Here is a 16,721-nt window from a genome sequence, read left to right on the forward strand (position 1 = left end):
GGGAGATGGATATGACAGAGCACACTATAGCGAGCAGACTTGAAGCATTAGGAATTGTCCTGCCTGAGGCTAGTGAACCCGCGGCAAAATACGCTAACTACGTAATTGTTAATGGCTTATGTTTTGTATCGGGAAAAGGACCGGCGGGCCATCCCAAAGGAAAGCTGGGACAAGACTACACTACCGAAGAAGGCTACCATTTTGCACGTTTAACGGGTATAGAGATCCTTGCCGTCCTTAAGACAGCTTTAGGTTCTTTGGATAAAGTGAAAAGAGTAGTCAAAGTTCAAGGCTTCGTTAATGCAGATCCCCTCTTTGAAGAACATCATAAAGTGCTTAACGGTTGTTCAGATTTAATGCTGGAGGTGTTCGGAGACAAGGGTCTTCATGCTCGTTCTGTATTGGGTGCTGTTTCTGTAAGGGACAATCTTCCGCTCATTATTGATTCCATTTTTGAGGTAGAGGAACCTGTCTAGCGGGCTCCATGAGGGCATACTTAAAAAGAGGACTGTGGTACCGAAAGGTGATCGCAGTCCTCTTTTTTTAGGTGCTTATGCTGTAGCTAGATGCTCACCCCAATATTTGTAACAAAACTAATTACCCTTTTTTTAGTAACAATAGGTGCACATATCAATCAACGAGGTGATGACATCATGAAGTTTCAAAAGAAAGCTATGTTACTTTTACTACTTACATCTATGCTCTATACTGCTCCGGCCTATGCGGGGACAACGCCTCAGACTCCGGTTACAGCCGTCTATCTGGATGATCAACAGCTACAATTAGAGGCTCAGCCCTTGCTCGTAAACGATACAGTACTAGTCCCTATGCGCAAGTTATTTGAAGCTCAAGGGGCAAAGATTACTTGGAATAATGATACCAAGACCGTTAAGGCAACCAAGGGAGACCTGGTGCTGACCTATCATATTGGCGATCAAGCAGCGAATAAAAATGGCCATTCCTTAAGCGTAGCCGTTCCCGGCCAGATTGCCGGCGGTTATACGATGATGCCACTGCGTTTTGTCAGCGAAGCTTTGGGCAGCACTGTGAAGTGGGATACTGCTACTCGTGCTGTTCGTATCTACTCGGCAGTGGATTACGATACGACAATTCTATATGGAGTTAATCTGCGAAGTTTGCCAGATTCGTCAGCCCAATCAACGGTTCAGCAAATGTTGTCGGCAGGAGATAAGGTACATGTGGTTAGAGAAGTAGATGCTTTATGGTTAGAAGTGCGAACGCAGGATAACAAGAGTGGATATATCTCTGCTAAACCCAAATATAGCAATTATACGAGTGCTGCTCTTGTAGAGCGGCAGGGAAACGAGCTGCTTGCTTACGGAGAAAAATATCTGGGAACGCCTTATGAATTTGGCGCTGCTACTGACCAGACGTCAACCTTTGACTGTTCTTCTTTTGTAGGACATGTATTTAAGGATATGTTGGCAATTGACCTGCCACGTGTCTCTTACAATCAGGCCAAAGAGGGCAAAGAGGTTGGAATTAACGAGCTGCGCAAGGGGGATCTGTTATTCTTCAGTGCACGTGGACTTGATATTGGACATGTGGCGATTTACGCGGGAAATAATCAGATCCTACATACGTACTCCAAGGAGCTTGGCGTTCATTATGAAGCCTTAAGTGACAAGTGGAAGAAACGTTTGGTGACAGCTCGCAGATTGTTTTAGCTAGGTAATAATTAGGCTATAATTATCACGGTGAAGAAGCATCCGAATACATTTGGGGGATGAAGCAGATTGGCTAAGACCATAGTAGAAAAGTTGAAATCCCCTCTCCATTAAAATTTATCAGAAAAGAACTCCAGCAAGATGTGTGGAAAGCCTTAAACACCCTATCAGAAGCTAATCGTATAGTCACAATTCTCTACTATATCGACAATTACAAGGTTAGGGAAATCGCCGATTTCCTTGATTTATCCAGCGAAGCTGTTGAGAGTAGACTCCGTAGATCAAGAGCGATCTTAAAAAGGGAGATGTTGAGTACAGTGAATAATAATCTTATTGAAAACAAATTACAGGACGAATTTAAGAAGAGAGTCTTTCAGGATGAAAGAATGACTGAAACGAATTTTCGCCGTGTGGCTATGGGCCAGAGTGAATTTGATGATATTGATATGCATAAGACAAACTTCTCCAATGTAAATATGGAGGGGACCGGATTCGATAATATTAATATGAGCAGTACCACCTTTAATGACATCAATATGCATTCTGTTAAGTTTAATGAAGTGGGGCTGTGGGAAATAGAGGTTAGTAACAGTGAACTAGGAGAGGCTTATTTCCACGATATTCATTTGTACGGCAAAGGCAATAAGTTTGAGCGATGCCAGCTGAACGGGACATCCTTTGTAGATTGTGATCTTTCGAATGTGGATATAAGAGACTGCAATCTTTCAGGCGTCACAGTAAATGGTATTTCATTAGAGCTATTGTTAGACAGCTATAATAAAAGTAAATAAACTATATAAATCATAGATTTAATTGGAAACCACTTCTTTCTAGGAGTGGTTTTTGAGTTTAGGGTATAATGGATGAAGAGTGTACAGCACAACCTATAGGAGTGAAAAATAGATGAAGCGCATCACCATTTTAATTGCGGATGATGAGGCGGAAATTGCCGACTTGGTGGCCTTGCATTTGCAAAAAGAGGGGTATCATATCCTCAAAGTGTCCGATGGAAGGGCAGCGGTACAAGCCATTGAGTCGCAAACGATAGATTTGGCGATTCTGGATATTATGATGCCGGGGCTGGATGGTTACGAGGTAACCCGCCATATTCGGGAGCATCATCATCTGCCGATTATTTTTCTGAGTGCTAAAACTTCCGATCTTGATAAAATCACCGGACTGGTTATGGGCGCAGATGATTATATGACCAAACCGTTTAACCCAATGGAGCTGGTCGCCCGGGTCAATTCCCAGTTGCGGCGCTCCATACAATTCAGTCAGCCCGCTGCCATACCTAAATCGGTGCTAGAGGTTCGGGGATTGATGATTTCACCGGATGAGCATACGGTTACTCTTTATGGTGAGGTTATTGAGCTAACTCCAAAAGAGTTTGATATTTTGCATTTATTGGTCAGTCATCCCAAGCAGGTGTTTAGTGCGGAGAACATTTTTCAACAGGTATGGGGCGATGCTTATTATGAGAGTGGGAACACGGTCATGGTTCATATCCGTACCTTGCGCAAAAAGCTCGGTGAAGACATCAATAAGAATAAATTCATTAAGACGATCTGGGGCGTTGGATATACTTTTAATGGGTAAAGCCAGTGAGATTTATTTATTTTAAGAAAAACTTTATATTTGTCCTGCTTTTTCTTTAAAGTGTCTTCGTTATTCTATTCCTATCAAGGAAATGGGAGGACATTGCTGATGAAGAAGTGGGGCTTTTTGGCGTTGGTTGTGTTGTTGCTTGGGTATGCAGCGGCTCGTTATTTACCGAATACGGGTAATTTAGGATACGATGATAAGATTCGCAAAGAATCTATTAGAAATAACAATAGTTTAGAGGTAGTAACACAAGATCAAGTGTATCAAGGGGATTTGTTGCTGGTGAACAAACAATACCCGGTACATGAGGATAGTGTGAAGTCTGATATCGTGACCTTATATGAGCAGGCGGATCTGGTGCAGGGTTATGGGCTGCTGGATACCTCGATTCGTTTGTCTGAAAGTGTAGCGCATAAATTCAATAAGATGGTCAAAGCTGCCGAAAAAGAGGGTGTGAATCACTTTTTAATTAGCAGCGGGTACAGGGACTTTGAAGAGCAAGAGAAATTATATCAGGAAAAAGGTTCGGACTATGCTTTACCGGCGCAATATAGTGAACATAATTTAGGATTATCTCTAGATATCGGGTCGTCCCAATCAGAAATGAGTAAAGCGCCTGAAGGAAAATGGCTGCAAAAAAATGCCTGGAAATACGGCTTTATTCTCCGCTATCCGAAAGACAAAACCGAGATTACGGGGATAAAATATGAACCCTGGCATTTCCGTTATGTAGGGTTGCCGCACAGCGCCATTATTCATGAGAAAGGGCTTGTGCTAGAACAATATTTGGATTTCTTGAAAGAGAACAAAGAGATTTCAACAACAGTAGACGGCAAGGCTTATACAGTAAGTTATTTTCCGGTATCCAAATACACTACGATCAAAATTCCACAGGAAGGGCAATATATGACGTCAGGCGATAACATGGATGGCATAATTGTTACTACATATTAATGACTAAAGAGCCGAAAAAAAAGTCTGCTATAAACCTTTTGCTGGCAGCTATATTTATCGTCTATATGTATTTTTTAATCCGAATTATTTTATTTAAAGGTGCACCGGTGAACTTATTATCGCTTTGGGAGCAAGCGGGACGTATGTTTGAACATCCAGACCGGATTTTTAATCGGCGAGGCAACTATATTCCTTTTAAGGAGATCTCCCGGGGGATGGACGATCTGTCGCTTTCAGATCCTTTTTCATCGATTAATTTAGTAGGGAATTTGTTGGCCTTTATTCCGTTTGGGATCTTGGTGCCCATGCTGTTATCGCAAAAAGTAAGGCTGTTTCGAAGAGTTTTCTTCCTCTCGCTGGCGCTGAGCTTCTGTTTTGAATTCACACAATTAGTATTGTATATCGGCACCTTTGATGTGGATGATCTTATTTTGAACACTGGCGGCGGGGTGGCTGGTTACTGTATCTATAGACTGTTGACTTCTTTCGGATGGATTGCATCTATATCAAAGCGGTGTTAGTATTTGTGGATATAGATCTAGGGTAGAAGGGGCATGGTATGAAAAAGCGTATTTCGGATATTGTTTCCATCATTGTAGGAGCTTTGTTATTCTCCTTGGCCGTTAATTTGTTTGTGATTCCGAACGAGTTCGGTGAAGGCGGGGTCACGGGACTGACTATGATTACTTACTATTTGTATCAGTGGTCACCCGGTATTGTTAGTTTGATTCTTAACGCTTTATTATTAATTGTGGGGTACAAATTTCTAGACAAAACTACGACGGTATACACGATTATTGCGGTGTTTTTCAATTCGTTATTCCTGATTCTTACGAAAAATTGGAATATTGGCAGCGATGAGTTGATAATTAATGCAATATTCGGGGGTATCTTCTCAGGTGTGGGTATCGGGCTAATTATACGAGTGGGTGGAACGACTGCAGGGTCAACCATCATCGCCAGAATCCTACATAAATATTTGGACTGGAATGTTAGTTACGCGCTACTGCTCGTTGATTTAATTGTGGTGTTCGCTTCGTATTTCATCATTGGAGTACAAAGTCTGATGTTTACGATCGTGATGCTCTATGTAGCCACTAAGATAATGGACTTCATTATTGAGGGAGTGAACCCTAAGAAAGCTGTTACGATTGTATCCCAAGAGCAGGACAAAATTGCTGAACAGGTTAATGGAATTATGGATAGAGGCGTCACAGTAATATATGGCCGTGGGTACTATACCAAGACACCTAAAGAGCTGCTGTATATTGTGATTAGCAAGCAGGAAGTGACTATGCTTAAGAAAATCGTCAAATCCATTGATAAAGAGGCGTTTATTACCATCCACGATGTACGAGATGTATTCGGAGAAGGTTTTGTGGAGCTGTCAAAATAATAAGATAAAAAGCTATCCCGGAAGCTATAATGGCTGCTTGGATAGTTTTTTTGATTTCGGGTACGTTATTGTGATGGATATCATTGCAATTATTGAATCGTTCACATTTTTTCAATTTCCCGTGTGATTGAACGCACACTATGGGATGTTCAGCTTCTATATGCTTTTTATAGAGGAATTAATTTATTGCAGGAAAGAGGGTATTTAGATGTTAGATCAACAAACCATTGAAATCATAAAATCAACGGTGCCCGTATTGCAGGTTCATGGGAAGACCATCACAACTACTTTCTATGGCATGTTATTTGAAAATCATCCGGAGTTACTAAATATATTTAATCATGCCAACCAACGGGAAGGTAAACAGCAGACTGCACTTGCTAACGCCGTACTCGCGGCGGCAATGAATATTGATCAGCTGGGAAATATTTTGCCTGTGGTAAAACAGATTGCGGAGAAACATCGGGCATTGGGAGTATTACCTGAACATTATCCCATCGTAGGTGAGACTTTGTTAGCTGCTATTGGGCAAGTACTTGGCGATGCGGCGACGCCGGAAATTATTGATGCTTGGGCAAAGGCGTATGGCGTGATTGCAGATGCCTTTATTGGTGTCGAAGCAGAGAAGTATCGTGAAGCTGCCGAAATTCCCGGGGGTTGGAGTGGATTTAGAAACTTTGTGGTTACTAAGAAGGTTAAAGAAAGTGAACTTATTACTTCCTTCTACCTTTCTCCTGAGGATGGAGGGGCTATAGCTTCTTACTTGCCGGGTCAATACATCACGGTTCGTGTTCAGCCTGAGGGAGAGGAATACACCCATGTTCGCCACTATAGTTTGTCCAGTGCGCCGGGACAGACGTATTACCGCATCACAGTTAAACGGGAAGGTGAAGGGCCGGATAAACCGGCTGGAGTCGTATCTACTTTCCTTCATGATGTCGTACAAGTGGGAGCTATATTGGAAGTAAGCTCGCCAGCAGGTGATTTCGTACTAAATAAAGATAGTGACCGTCCAGTGGTTCTTATCAGTGGTGGGGTTGGACTAACCCCTATGGTAAGTATGCTGGAGACATTAATTGCTACGCAGCCAGAACGAGAGGTAACGTACATTCATGCAGCCATCAATGGAAGCTTGCATGCTATGAAAGAAATGGTGGCGGATTTGGAGCAGTCCCATCCTACCCTACGATCCTATGTATGTTATGAAACTCCAAGTGAAGGAGATACGTTCCATAAAACAGGTTATATTGATCTAGCTTGGTTGCAAGAAGTAACAGACGTAAACTCTGAATTCTATTTCTGCGGACCGACTCCTTTTATGAAGGCGATATATAAGGCTCTTAAGGAATGGAAGGTGGCTGAAGACAGAATTCATTATGAATTCTTCGGCCCGGCTGGAAGTTTGGAAGCCTAAGCTGTAAAACCAAAAGAGCGTCCCAGTCCTAATGACTGTGACGCTCTTTTTTACAATAGAAGTTTATTTGAAGGCAGCGAATGGGTTAGTTCCCTTTGGTAATATTGAACTGAAATTAAAGGTGTACGTAGGAATTCCAGCCGCATAAGGGGCAATTTCGTACTGTTGGTAGAAGATTGCAAGGCCACTCTCGGAAACGTAGAAGTTTGGTTTTTCTGTTAGTCCGCCAGGTGTATCTGGAAAAGCTAGCTCCTTGGTGCTTTCCTTCAACATTTTATCTAATTTTTGTTTGTAGTTTGGCTCTGCCTTCAGCAGGTCCTTAAGTTCAATTGGTTTGCCGTCTTTCAGCGAGAAGGTAAATCCTTCACGAAGGGCTCCGCCATGTGCTCCACCAGTATAGCCATATTGATCAGTCACGATGCTCAGAACCCCTTCACGGTTAAAGGAGACGACAAAAGTTTGAGAGAAGTCATATTTATTCTCTATAGTACCATCTCTACGGCTAGCCTGTTCTTCACTCTCTGCGACGAATTGTTCAGCTTGCTTTTTGAAGATCGCATTAATCTTAGTCTGCACTTCATCCGTTAAGCCACTGATTTTTGGATACTGTACTTTGATACTGGCATTTTTATTGCTCTTATCTAAGGTTTCAGAGGTAATTTTGATGTCATTCATTACTTTTTTACTTAGATCAAGTGATTTCAATGAAGGATTATAAACGCCTTGCACTCCTAAATAGTCAGACAAGAGTTTGAACGGAACATAAATCCGGTCGTTGATGACCTTCACATCATGACTGCCGGTCATGCTATAAATGTAATAGCCATTCAGGGTTGTACTAACACCGTAATCTGAGACCTCCATGTCCAGCTTCATGGAATCGCTGCCTACACTATAAGTTTTGGTGCTTGCATTATAGTTAATGGAGAGGCCAAAAGCATCCCGTAGTACAGTTAAAGGGATCATGGTGTTGCCGTTTACTATTTTCGCTTGCTGCGATAAGGTCTGGCCTTTATATTTAAGCACTACAGAGGGTTGCTGTGCGGCTTGTTTTACTGTACTTCCTCCGGTAGCTGCGGCTTGAACTGAAGTTCCTCCTACTAGTCCCGACCCTCCAAGCAATACTCCAGCAGCCAAGATGGCTGAGGTCCATTTCATACTTTTATTCATAACTTAATCTCTCCTTCCCAAGGATGGGCTTATGTAGTTGCAATATGATATTTTTTCCTCTATCACTCCTACAATTATACCTAGGTCTCAAATAGATTTGATTACAAAGGCGGTTACAGTGTTGTTGCATAGATATGCAAAAGGTATATACTTTTTAACCATTTTGTACGATTAAGACACTAGCATTAAGAATGTAAAGTAATTACGGTGACCTCGGGGCGACAATTAAAACGAACAGGCATACGAGTTACTCCTATCCCGCGAGTGGTATAGACCTGAAGTTGGCTGTTGGGCAGTTGATATAATCCACTTGAATATTTACTTCCGTGAGGCGGGGTATATAAAGCTCCGACAAATGGAAGCCGCACTTGGCCTCCGTGGCTATGGCCAGACAATTGCAGATCTATAGGCAGCTTGCAAAAGTCATCGGCGAAATCAGGTTCATGGGCAAGGAGAATTGTGCAAGCCTCTTCCGGGATATGAAGCAGCGCTTGGGCGATGTCTGCTTTTCCGACCCAAGGATCATCTATTCCGGCAATATAGAGCTTGTCCGTACCTTGGGTTAAGACGATATGTTCATTATGGAGCACGTGGAAGCCCGATTGTGTTAGCCCTTTCGTTACAACCTTTCTGGTCCCAAAAGCATCATGATTGCCTAATACTGCAAATTGTCCAAAAGGAGCCCGCAACTGAGAGCACAAGGCTACGGCTTCTGAAATATAATCGGCTGAATGATCTAATAAATCGCCGGTGAAGCAGATCAGATCTGGCTTTACCTGTTGAATTTGCTGCGCTAGCTCCGTTAAAGCTTGCGGCTTGGAATATACCCCCTGATGTAAATCGCTAAAATGAACGATACGAAAATCGAAGGCTGGAGAAAGTCTAGGGAGTGTAATATCTACGTATTTGATTTCCAGCCAGTAGGGTTCGATCCAATGTGAATAGATACCGGATGCACCAGCTGTTCCAAGAAGGCCTAGAGTTACTTGAGCGCTTTTCTGTAGAAATTGTCGTCTGCTAATAGTATTCATAAACAAATCATACGCGGGGATTGTTACTCTACTATGACAATATTCATTTAATAACCCATTGTGACGATAAAACTACATATACATTTTTTTTATATGGGAGATGAAGAGATGAGTATTATCGATGCCTTAGTCCTCGCAGCACCTTATTTCAAAAAGATTCACTCGCAGGATATTATGATTGGAATCACGGACAGGGAGATCTTCCATTATTACGCACCAAGTAAAGTTATTGATCTCGGATTGGTTAAGGGTAACCCTATCCCTCCTGAAGATCTGTCGCTTTCAAATGGACTGAAAGGTATAGCAAGCTCTAACCGAATCCCAGCAGAAATTTATGGAGCTCCTGTAATCTCAACATGTGTACCTATCTACGGAACGGATGATGATGTAATCGGGGTTTTTGCCATTGCCTATACACTAGAGAACGAGAATAAGCTTGAAGGATTCACAGATGAGATTAATGAGATAAGCAGTCATCTAATGGAGATGGTGCAGAGCGTAGCTGCCCAATCTCAGGAATTATCAGCAACCTCGCAGCAAATATTAGATAATACGCGTAGAGCAGTAACAGAATCACAAGAAGTGAATAAGGTTGCCGGCTTCATTCGTGAGATTTCTGAGCAGACGAACCTGCTTGGGCTGAATGCGGCAATCGAAGCCGCGCGTGTAGGAGAGCAAGGGGCAGGTTTTGGGGTGGTCGCTACGGAAGTACGCAAACTGTCCGTTAACACTAAAGAAGCAACCCATAATATTGAAAAATCACTGAGTGATGTTCAAAAGTCCATTAAGCAAATGGAGCAAGAAATTGAAGCGATCTCTGCTTCTTCACACTCACAAGCAGAATTGGTCACTGAATTCAGCGGTGTCATTGAGCGCCTGAATAAAGCGAGTAATGAAATGACGTCCTTTATGCAATCCATTATCCAGTAGATAGTGAATGCATAAGATGACTTCACCCAAACCATGCTAGAAGAGAACAGGCGCATTTCAGAAGGGAGCGTATTTCATTTATGAAACAACCCGATTCCAGTCTGCAAGCGAATGACAATGTAACTCAAGCCAAAAATTCTTTGGGCAAGCTTCATTTCTCTGTCTCTCAGGCACTTAGTCATCCAACAGAACAGACTTTGGCACAGGCTGAGAACCGCCTGGCACATACTGAGCAGGCGATTCAGCAAGCTCAGGACTGGCTAGGTCCTCAAGGTGTGGAGTTGGCTGAAGAACTGTTGACCGAGGATAAGAGCAGACTTGCCTCATTGAATAAGCAAGGGAAACGTTCAGAGCGCTAAATGTTCCTGCCGCAACCTGTGAAGCTCCAAGCTTCACGGGTTGTTCTTATGCGCTGTTCCCTGAAAGATGTGGCATAGGAAGAGGGATGTTATACTGGATTGAGAGTTTAAGCAAGGGTTTAGATGGGGGATAAGGGATATGAATGGCAAGCACATCGAAGAATTAACCCGGCAGGCGGAAGCTTTCATTCGACAATGTTACGCTGAACTAGATAAGTCTGAAGCCGAGACGGATCATCGCATCCTAGCCGTACATGAGGAAATTAACCAATCAGGCAGTTACACACATACAACGGAAGAATTAGCGCATGGTGCAAGAATGGCCTGGCGCCACAATAGCCGCTGCATTGGGCGTCTTTTTTGGCAATCCATTGAGCTAATCGATGAACGCCAAGCAGAGACTGAGGAACAAGTTGCTGAAGCGTTGCTGCGACATCTGGAAAAGGCGAACAACGGAGGACGTATTCGTTCACTCATCACGGTCTTCCGCAGCGGAGAAGATCCGAATCAGCGGATTCGGATCTGGAACCACCAATTGATTCGTTATGCCGGTTATCCTGGCGATGAAGAACACGGACGTGCAGGCGATCCGGCATCGGATGAATTCACAAAAATGTGCCAGCAACTAGGTTGGCAAGGAACGGGTGGCGATTATGATGTGTTGCCGTTAGTGATAAGTATTGGCAACGGGCATCCCTGCGTTTTCCCTATTCCTGATCACTTCATTCAGGAGGTACCGTTAACACATCCTGAAATTGAACGTTTTGCTGAGCTTCAGCTTCGTTGGTATTCTGTACCCATTATCGCGGACATGCAGTTGGAAATTGGCGGTATTCTGTACACGGCTGCTCCTTTTAACGGTTGGTACATGGAGACTGAAATCGGCTCGCGTAACTTGGGGGATACTGGACGATACAACACTTTGCCAGCTATAGCTGATGTGATGGGACTGGATCGCTCCAGCAACACAACGCTTTGGAAGGATCGGGCGCTTCTTGAGCTGAATCGCGCAGTGCTGCATTCCTTCAAGCAAGCAGGGGTCAGCATCGTGGATCACCATACAGCAGCAGATCAATTTGTTCGATTCCAGCAACAGGAGAACGAGCAGGGGCGCCAAGTCTCAGGGCGCTGGTCCTGGCTGATTCCGCCTATGTCACCTTCGTCTACACCGATTTGGCATGATCGTACGTTAAAAGAATATGATTTCAGCCCTCGTTTTCTTTATCAACAATCATCCGTCGCAACCTGCCCGTTTCACTAGCTAACGAAGGCAGTATATAGGTCGCAACTTTAATCTGGATAGAGGCATTTTCCTCGGAAATGTCTCTTTTTGTTTGACTATAGAAAAAGCGCCAAGTTCCCCTCCTAAGGAAACTGGCGCTTTTTAGGCTTTTAAATGATCCAGAAAAATTTGTTTAAGTAGCTCAAGCTGATCGTCGGAGTCTAGATCCGATTCCAGCAGGAGAATGTTTTTTTTCATCGTTAGTTTTCTGGAAAAGAGGGCAAAGCTATTCATGAGCGTAATTAAGGTCTCTTTTACGGGGAGACCCGCACGAATAGAGCCGTCTTCTACCCCATTTTGAATGATCCTGGAGTATTCATGCCAAATTTTGCGGTTGAGTGCATTGAAGCTCAGAACATCCTCAACAGGTTCATTTGAGTGTGAGGCGTAGCTTTCGAAATTGACCATAAAAATAATACTTAGATGATTTTGATCCTGAATAAAGAAATCAAATAATTTCTCGATTTGTTCAAGACAAGTAAGGGGCAAGTCAGCTACGTATTTAAAATGATCGAGCATAGGCTCCAGCATTCGGGTGGCTACAGCCACTACGAGTTTTTCTTTTCTGGGAAAATAGCGAAATAACGTCGCAATCCCGATATTGGCTTCGCTTGCGACATCTTGCATCGTCGACTTTTCGATTCCTTTTTGTGATAATACTCGTTCTGCGGATTCGAGGATCGTAATTAATCGTTGCTGCTTACCATCGGATCTTTCTTTTTCGTATCGTGTTTTAGGATTCATGAGGGCTAGACCCTTCCATTTTTTGATTGGGATTTTCAATTATTAGTATTATATCCACCGTTTATTGGATTAAGCAAGGAGTGGTTGTAGTTCTTTTGTAAAAATGATATGATGTATATCACAGTGATAGTGTGACTATCATCACTCAAATATTATATCACAATACGATTATAGAGGAGACCTAATTATGAATCGTCTAACTAATAAAGTGGCAATTATTACAGGTGCAGGCAGCGGCATGGGCCGTGAAGAAGCCCTTTTATTGTCCAAAGAAGGTGCTACAGTTGTAGCCACTGATATTAACGAGGCTGCCGTACAAGCAGTTGTGAAGGAAATTGAAGCAAATGGTGGTCAAGCAGCAGCTTATGCACATAATGTGGCTTCCGAAGAAGACTGGATCAAGGTTGTAGAAGATGTGATTAGCAAGTTCGGGAAAATCGACATTTTGGTAAACAATGCAGGGATCTCATTCCCGGTTCAATTGCTCGAATCCACTGTTGATCAATGGAACAAAGTAATGAACATCAACGTGAGCAGCGTATTCCTTGGCATGAAGCATGTTGTTCCTCAAATGAAGAATAATAAAGGTGGTTCCATCGTTAATATTTCATCCATCGCAGGTTTGACTGGCAGCAGCGGTGCTGGTGCTTATACAGCTTCAAAAGGTGCAGTTCGTATGCTTAGTAAAGCAGCGGCTGTAGACTTTGGTAAAGATAACATTCGTGTGAACTCTGTTCACCCAGGATTTATCGAAACCCCAATGAGTGCTGAATTTGTAAATAACGAAAAAATGCATAGCTTCTTTATGTCTCAGACTGCGCTGCCACGTGTTGGACGTGCTTCTGAAGTAGCTGAAGCTGTATTGTTCTTGGCTTCTGATGAAGCTTCTTACATTACAGGTGTTGAGCTGCCGGTTGATGGCGGAGTTGTAGCTAAATAATAATCTCTAATTAAGAAACATTAAGAAGCCGTCCCATACGTAGATTTTCTCTACGCGCGGGACGGCTTCTTTTGCTGTTTTAGGCCCATTTCTACTGAACATTAGCCTACACCCCTGCATACCATATAGCACTCGGATAGTAGGAGAAGGGTGTGGTGCAGAGATGGGCATCCAGTTAACAGCGCTCCATTATGTATATCTGGCATTTATCGTATTTATAATGGCACTTCTGATCAAGAGACGGGACACAACGATGATCTGTATTGCGGGCATCTTTGTACTTGGGTGGTTAGCCACAGAAACTGTCAGTGGTTCGGTCACAGGTGTATTCAACTCTTTTGTATATGCAACCAAGGAGCTAATGGGTACGATCATGATTATTTCGATCATAGTAGCCATGAGCCGGGTATTAACACGCACGGGGATTAACGAAATCATGGTTGCTCCACTTACCCGCTTTTTGCGCACACCGTTCATAGCCTTTTGGGGGATCGGTCTGATTATGATGGTCACCTCATGGTTCTTCTGGCCTTCACCCGCAGTGGCCTTGATCGGGGTTGTGCTGCTGCCGGTTGCCATTCGAGTGGGACTGCCGGCTCTTGGAGCGGCGATGGCAATGAATTTATTTGGCCACGGGATTGCGCTCTCAGGTGATTACATTATTCAAGGTGCACCTAAACTAACAGCAGATGCGGCCGGACTTCCGGTGACCAGTGTCATGGAGGCGAGTGTTCCGCTTGTAATTGTTATGGGCGTGGTGACTACGATAACGGCGTATTGGATGATGCGCAGAGATCAGAAGAAGGGAACTTGGCGAGACGGTCTTATTGCCGGGAAAAGTGCCGTGAGTGCGTTATCTGCAGAGAATGATACGGCAGAAGATCCAGCGGTGATTCATCCAGCATTGAAACAATGGCTGGCCATCGCCATTCCCATCCTGTTTTTAGCCGATGTAGCAGGCATGTTTCTGCTCGATTTGCAGGGTGGAGACGCAACTGCCTTAGTTGGTGGTACTGCGGTGTTCATTCTGGTTGTAGTAACCTTGTTGGCACATCGTAATAAAGGATTGGAGCAAGTAACTACTTATCTGATTGATGGACTTACGTTTGGCTTCAAAGTATTTGGTCCTGTGATACCGATTGCCGCTTTTTTCTATCTGGGGGATTCGGCGTTTGCTGAATTATTCGGCAAAGTGCTGCCCGCCGCATCTCAGGGGATTGTAAATGATCTAGGGGTCGCTCTAGCGCATAACGTTCCTCTGAACGGTGCAGTGGGTGCTGTGACCGCAACTATAACCGGAGCCATTACAGGCCTAGATGGTTCAGGGTTCTCGGGCATTTCACTTGCCGGGTCTATTGGGAAATTGTTTGCGGTGGCCACACATTCCGATGCGGCGACTTTAACTGCGCTGGGTCAGGTAGCTGCCATTTGGGTGGGTGGAGGCACGCTGATTCCGTGGGCATTGATTCCGGCGGCTGCTATTTGCGGAGTAAGCCCCTTTGAGCTGGCAAGACGGAATGTTAAGCCTGTATTGATTGGGCTGGTAGTCACGACGATTGTCGCCATGTTTCTGGTGTAGAGGTTGGATAACTATAGGAAACCAAAAAAAGGCTGCCGAGAAGATCTCGGGCAGCCTTTGGGTGTCTTTAATGTATCCCTTTCATAAAATTCTGAATTTTGGAAGAGAATAGGAAGAGGATAAGCGCAAGGATAAGGGCCACTCCACCAATTACTCCAAAGTACATCATTTCGGTATCCGGGGTATAGAACTTCACAATTTGAGCATTAATTGCTTGAGCAGCGGCATTCGATAAGAACCACATACTCATCATTTGAGCGGTAAAAGCCGCCGGTGCCAGTTTGGTCGTTGCTGATAAGCCCACAGGGGACAAGCATAACTCCCCGATTACGATGATAAAATAGCTGAGTACCAGCCATAATGGATTCACAAGTGAATTAGCTCCACCGAAATAAGCAGGTACTAGAATCACCAGGAAGGATAAACCGGCAAACAATAAACCAAGCGAGAACTTTTGCGGAATCGAGGGTTGACGGTTACCGAGCTTTAACCACAACCAGGCAAATATAGGTGCAAGAGTGATAATAAACAGCGGGTTAAGCGATTGGAACCAAGCAGGAGAAATGTGTAAGCCTGCAAAATCCAATTGGGTCCGTTTATCAGCAAAACTAGCTAGAACTGTGGAAGTCTGCTCTTGAATCGCCCAGAACATAATCGATGCGATAAATAAAGGAATGTATGCGAGAATTCTTGACCGTTCAACGGCTGTTGTTTTGGGACTGCGGTACATCATAATGAAATACATCGTAGGAATAAGTAAGCCTAATACCCCTACTATTTTTATTAATGTTTCAAAGGTAAGCACTCCGGTAAGAATGCCGATCGTAATCAAAATCGCAAGTACAACTAATCCTACACCAATCCGAGTAAAGATCTTTTTCTTCTGATCTGCAGGAATAGGGTTGTGTACAATCGTACCGGCCAAACCCAGATTTTTTGTGCGAGTCATAATATAAACGACTAGTCCAACAAACATTCCGACTGCGGCAATCGAGAAACCTAGATGGAAATTATTCATGCCTACTGCGCCAACAATTAGTGGGGAGAGAAATCCTCCCAGGTTAATACCCATATAAAAAATGCTGAAGGCAGCGTCACGGCGGTTATCCTGCTCGCTATAAATTTCGCCGACAATACTTGAAACATTGGGTTTCAGTAGACCCGTTCCGAGTACGATTAAAACCATCGAAGCAAAAAACAATGTGGTATTGCCTGGAATAGCCAGTAGTATATGCCCGAACATGATTAAAACGCCGCCGTAGAAAACAGCCCTCGAAGTCCCGAGAAGCCGATCCGCAAGCCAGCCTCCAATGATCCCTGACATATATACAAGCGATCCATAGATAGACATAATAGAAAGTGCCATATCTTCAGGTAATCCGAGACCGCCTTGGCTCACTTCATAATACATGTAGTAGACAAGGATAGCTCGCATGCCATAATAAGAGAAACGCTCCCAAAATTCTGTGAAGAAAAGGGTGAAAAGTCCCTTAGGATGTCCGAAGAAACCCTTTTGCGGGACGCTATCTACTATTTTTTGCCGGTCTGTTACTGCCATGAATCAAATCCTCCTAGATGATAAATATCTATATATCATGATGCAAACGCCTCTATTTTATTTATAATCCT

17 protein-coding genes are annotated in these 16,721 nt (G+C 43.6%); 13 read left to right on the forward strand and 4 right to left on the reverse strand.

Annotated elements, in window-relative coordinates:
* Positions 1-11 precede the first annotated feature (11 nt).
* The 8 genes from MKY63_RS11375 to hmpA all read left to right on the forward strand — a co-directional run bounded on the left by MKY63_RS11375 (position 12) and on the right by hmpA (position 7,057).
* Entirely contained in the window at positions 12-476 is a 465-nt protein-coding gene (locus MKY63_RS11375) for a RidA family protein (RefSeq protein WP_036682469.1), read from the forward strand.
* 177 nt (positions 477-653) lie between these two features.
* Complete coding sequence (locus MKY63_RS11380; protein WP_036682258.1) at positions 654-1,688, forward strand: stalk domain-containing protein; 1,035 nt, start codon at positions 654-656, stop codon at positions 1,686-1,688.
* A 317-nt stretch (positions 1,689-2,005) separates the two neighbouring features.
* Entirely contained in the window at positions 2,006-2,479 is a 474-nt protein-coding gene (locus MKY63_RS11385) for a pentapeptide repeat-containing protein (protein ID WP_036682257.1), read from the forward strand.
* 112 nt (positions 2,480-2,591) lie between these two features.
* Positions 2,592-3,287, forward strand: coding sequence for a response regulator transcription factor (locus MKY63_RS11390; protein WP_076124136.1), 696 nt, complete (start codon positions 2,592-2,594; stop codon positions 3,285-3,287).
* Between the two features lie 108 nt (positions 3,288-3,395).
* Complete coding sequence (locus MKY63_RS11395; RefSeq protein WP_076124134.1) at positions 3,396-4,247, forward strand: M15 family metallopeptidase; 852 nt, start codon at positions 3,396-3,398, stop codon at positions 4,245-4,247.
* 65 nt (positions 4,248-4,312) lie between these two features.
* Positions 4,313-4,768 (forward strand): VanZ family protein, encoded by a 456-nt coding sequence (locus MKY63_RS11400; protein ID WP_076303636.1) that lies wholly within the window; start codon positions 4,313-4,315, stop codon positions 4,766-4,768.
* Between the two features lie 38 nt (positions 4,769-4,806).
* Positions 4,807-5,643 (forward strand): YitT family protein, encoded by an 837-nt coding sequence (locus tag MKY63_RS11405; RefSeq protein ID WP_036682251.1) that lies wholly within the window; start codon positions 4,807-4,809, stop codon positions 5,641-5,643.
* A 208-nt stretch (positions 5,644-5,851) separates the two neighbouring features.
* On the forward strand, positions 5,852-7,057 hold the full coding sequence (gene hmpA, locus MKY63_RS11410; protein ID WP_339812885.1) for an NO-inducible flavohemoprotein: 1,206 nt from the start codon (positions 5,852-5,854) through the stop codon (positions 7,055-7,057).
* Between the two features lie 63 nt (positions 7,058-7,120).
* On the opposite strand, the gene MKY63_RS11415 is transcribed toward hmpA, so the two are convergent.
* Positions 7,121-8,227 (reverse strand): DUF4163 domain-containing protein, encoded by a 1,107-nt coding sequence (locus tag MKY63_RS11415; protein ID WP_076278254.1) that lies wholly within the window; start codon positions 8,225-8,227, stop codon positions 7,121-7,123.
* 185 nt (positions 8,228-8,412) lie between these two features.
* Positions 8,413-9,258, reverse strand: coding sequence for a metallophosphoesterase (locus MKY63_RS11420; protein WP_339812888.1), 846 nt, complete (start codon positions 9,256-9,258; stop codon positions 8,413-8,415).
* Positions 9,259-9,366: 108 nt separating this feature from the next.
* Between MKY63_RS11420 and MKY63_RS11425 the strand changes: the two genes are divergently transcribed.
* The 3 genes from MKY63_RS11425 (at position 9,367) to MKY63_RS11435 (ending at position 11,808) form a co-directional block, all read left to right on the forward strand.
* Positions 9,367-10,188, forward strand: a complete 822-nt coding sequence (locus tag MKY63_RS11425) for a methyl-accepting chemotaxis protein (RefSeq protein WP_036682244.1) — start codon at positions 9,367-9,369, stop codon at positions 10,186-10,188.
* An 80-nt stretch (positions 10,189-10,268) separates the two neighbouring features.
* Positions 10,269-10,547 (forward strand): hypothetical protein, encoded by a 279-nt coding sequence (locus MKY63_RS11430; RefSeq protein WP_038573810.1) that lies wholly within the window; start codon positions 10,269-10,271, stop codon positions 10,545-10,547.
* 139 nt (positions 10,548-10,686) lie between these two features.
* A complete protein-coding gene (locus MKY63_RS11435; RefSeq protein ID WP_339812890.1) occupies positions 10,687-11,808 on the forward strand; it encodes a nitric oxide synthase oxygenase in 1,122 nt (373 codons plus the stop codon).
* A 123-nt stretch (positions 11,809-11,931) separates the two neighbouring features.
* Here the strand turns inward: MKY63_RS11435 and MKY63_RS11440 are convergent, their stop codons facing one another.
* Complete coding sequence (locus tag MKY63_RS11440; protein ID WP_076124124.1) at positions 11,932-12,573, reverse strand: helix-turn-helix domain-containing protein; 642 nt, start codon at positions 12,571-12,573, stop codon at positions 11,932-11,934.
* A 187-nt stretch (positions 12,574-12,760) separates the two neighbouring features.
* On the opposite strand from MKY63_RS11440, the gene MKY63_RS11445 reads away from it, so the two are divergent.
* Together MKY63_RS11445 and MKY63_RS11450 are read left to right on the forward strand one after the other, a co-directional pair.
* Positions 12,761-13,513, forward strand: a complete 753-nt coding sequence (locus MKY63_RS11445; RefSeq protein WP_038573803.1) for an SDR family NAD(P)-dependent oxidoreductase — start codon at positions 12,761-12,763, stop codon at positions 13,511-13,513.
* A 163-nt stretch (positions 13,514-13,676) separates the two neighbouring features.
* Complete coding sequence (locus tag MKY63_RS11450) at positions 13,677-15,092, forward strand: hypothetical protein (protein ID WP_076278256.1); 1,416 nt, start codon at positions 13,677-13,679, stop codon at positions 15,090-15,092.
* A 67-nt stretch (positions 15,093-15,159) separates the two neighbouring features.
* Here the strand turns inward: MKY63_RS11450 and MKY63_RS11455 are convergent, their stop codons facing one another.
* Positions 15,160-16,650, reverse strand: a complete 1,491-nt coding sequence (locus tag MKY63_RS11455; protein WP_339812894.1) for a peptide MFS transporter — start codon at positions 16,648-16,650, stop codon at positions 15,160-15,162.
* Between the last annotated feature and the right edge of the window lie 71 nt (positions 16,651-16,721).

Source organism: Paenibacillus sp. FSL R7-0189 (assembly GCF_037969925.1).
GTDB classification, from domain to species: Bacteria; Bacillota; Bacilli; order Paenibacillales; family Paenibacillaceae; genus Paenibacillus_AQ; species Paenibacillus_AQ odorifer.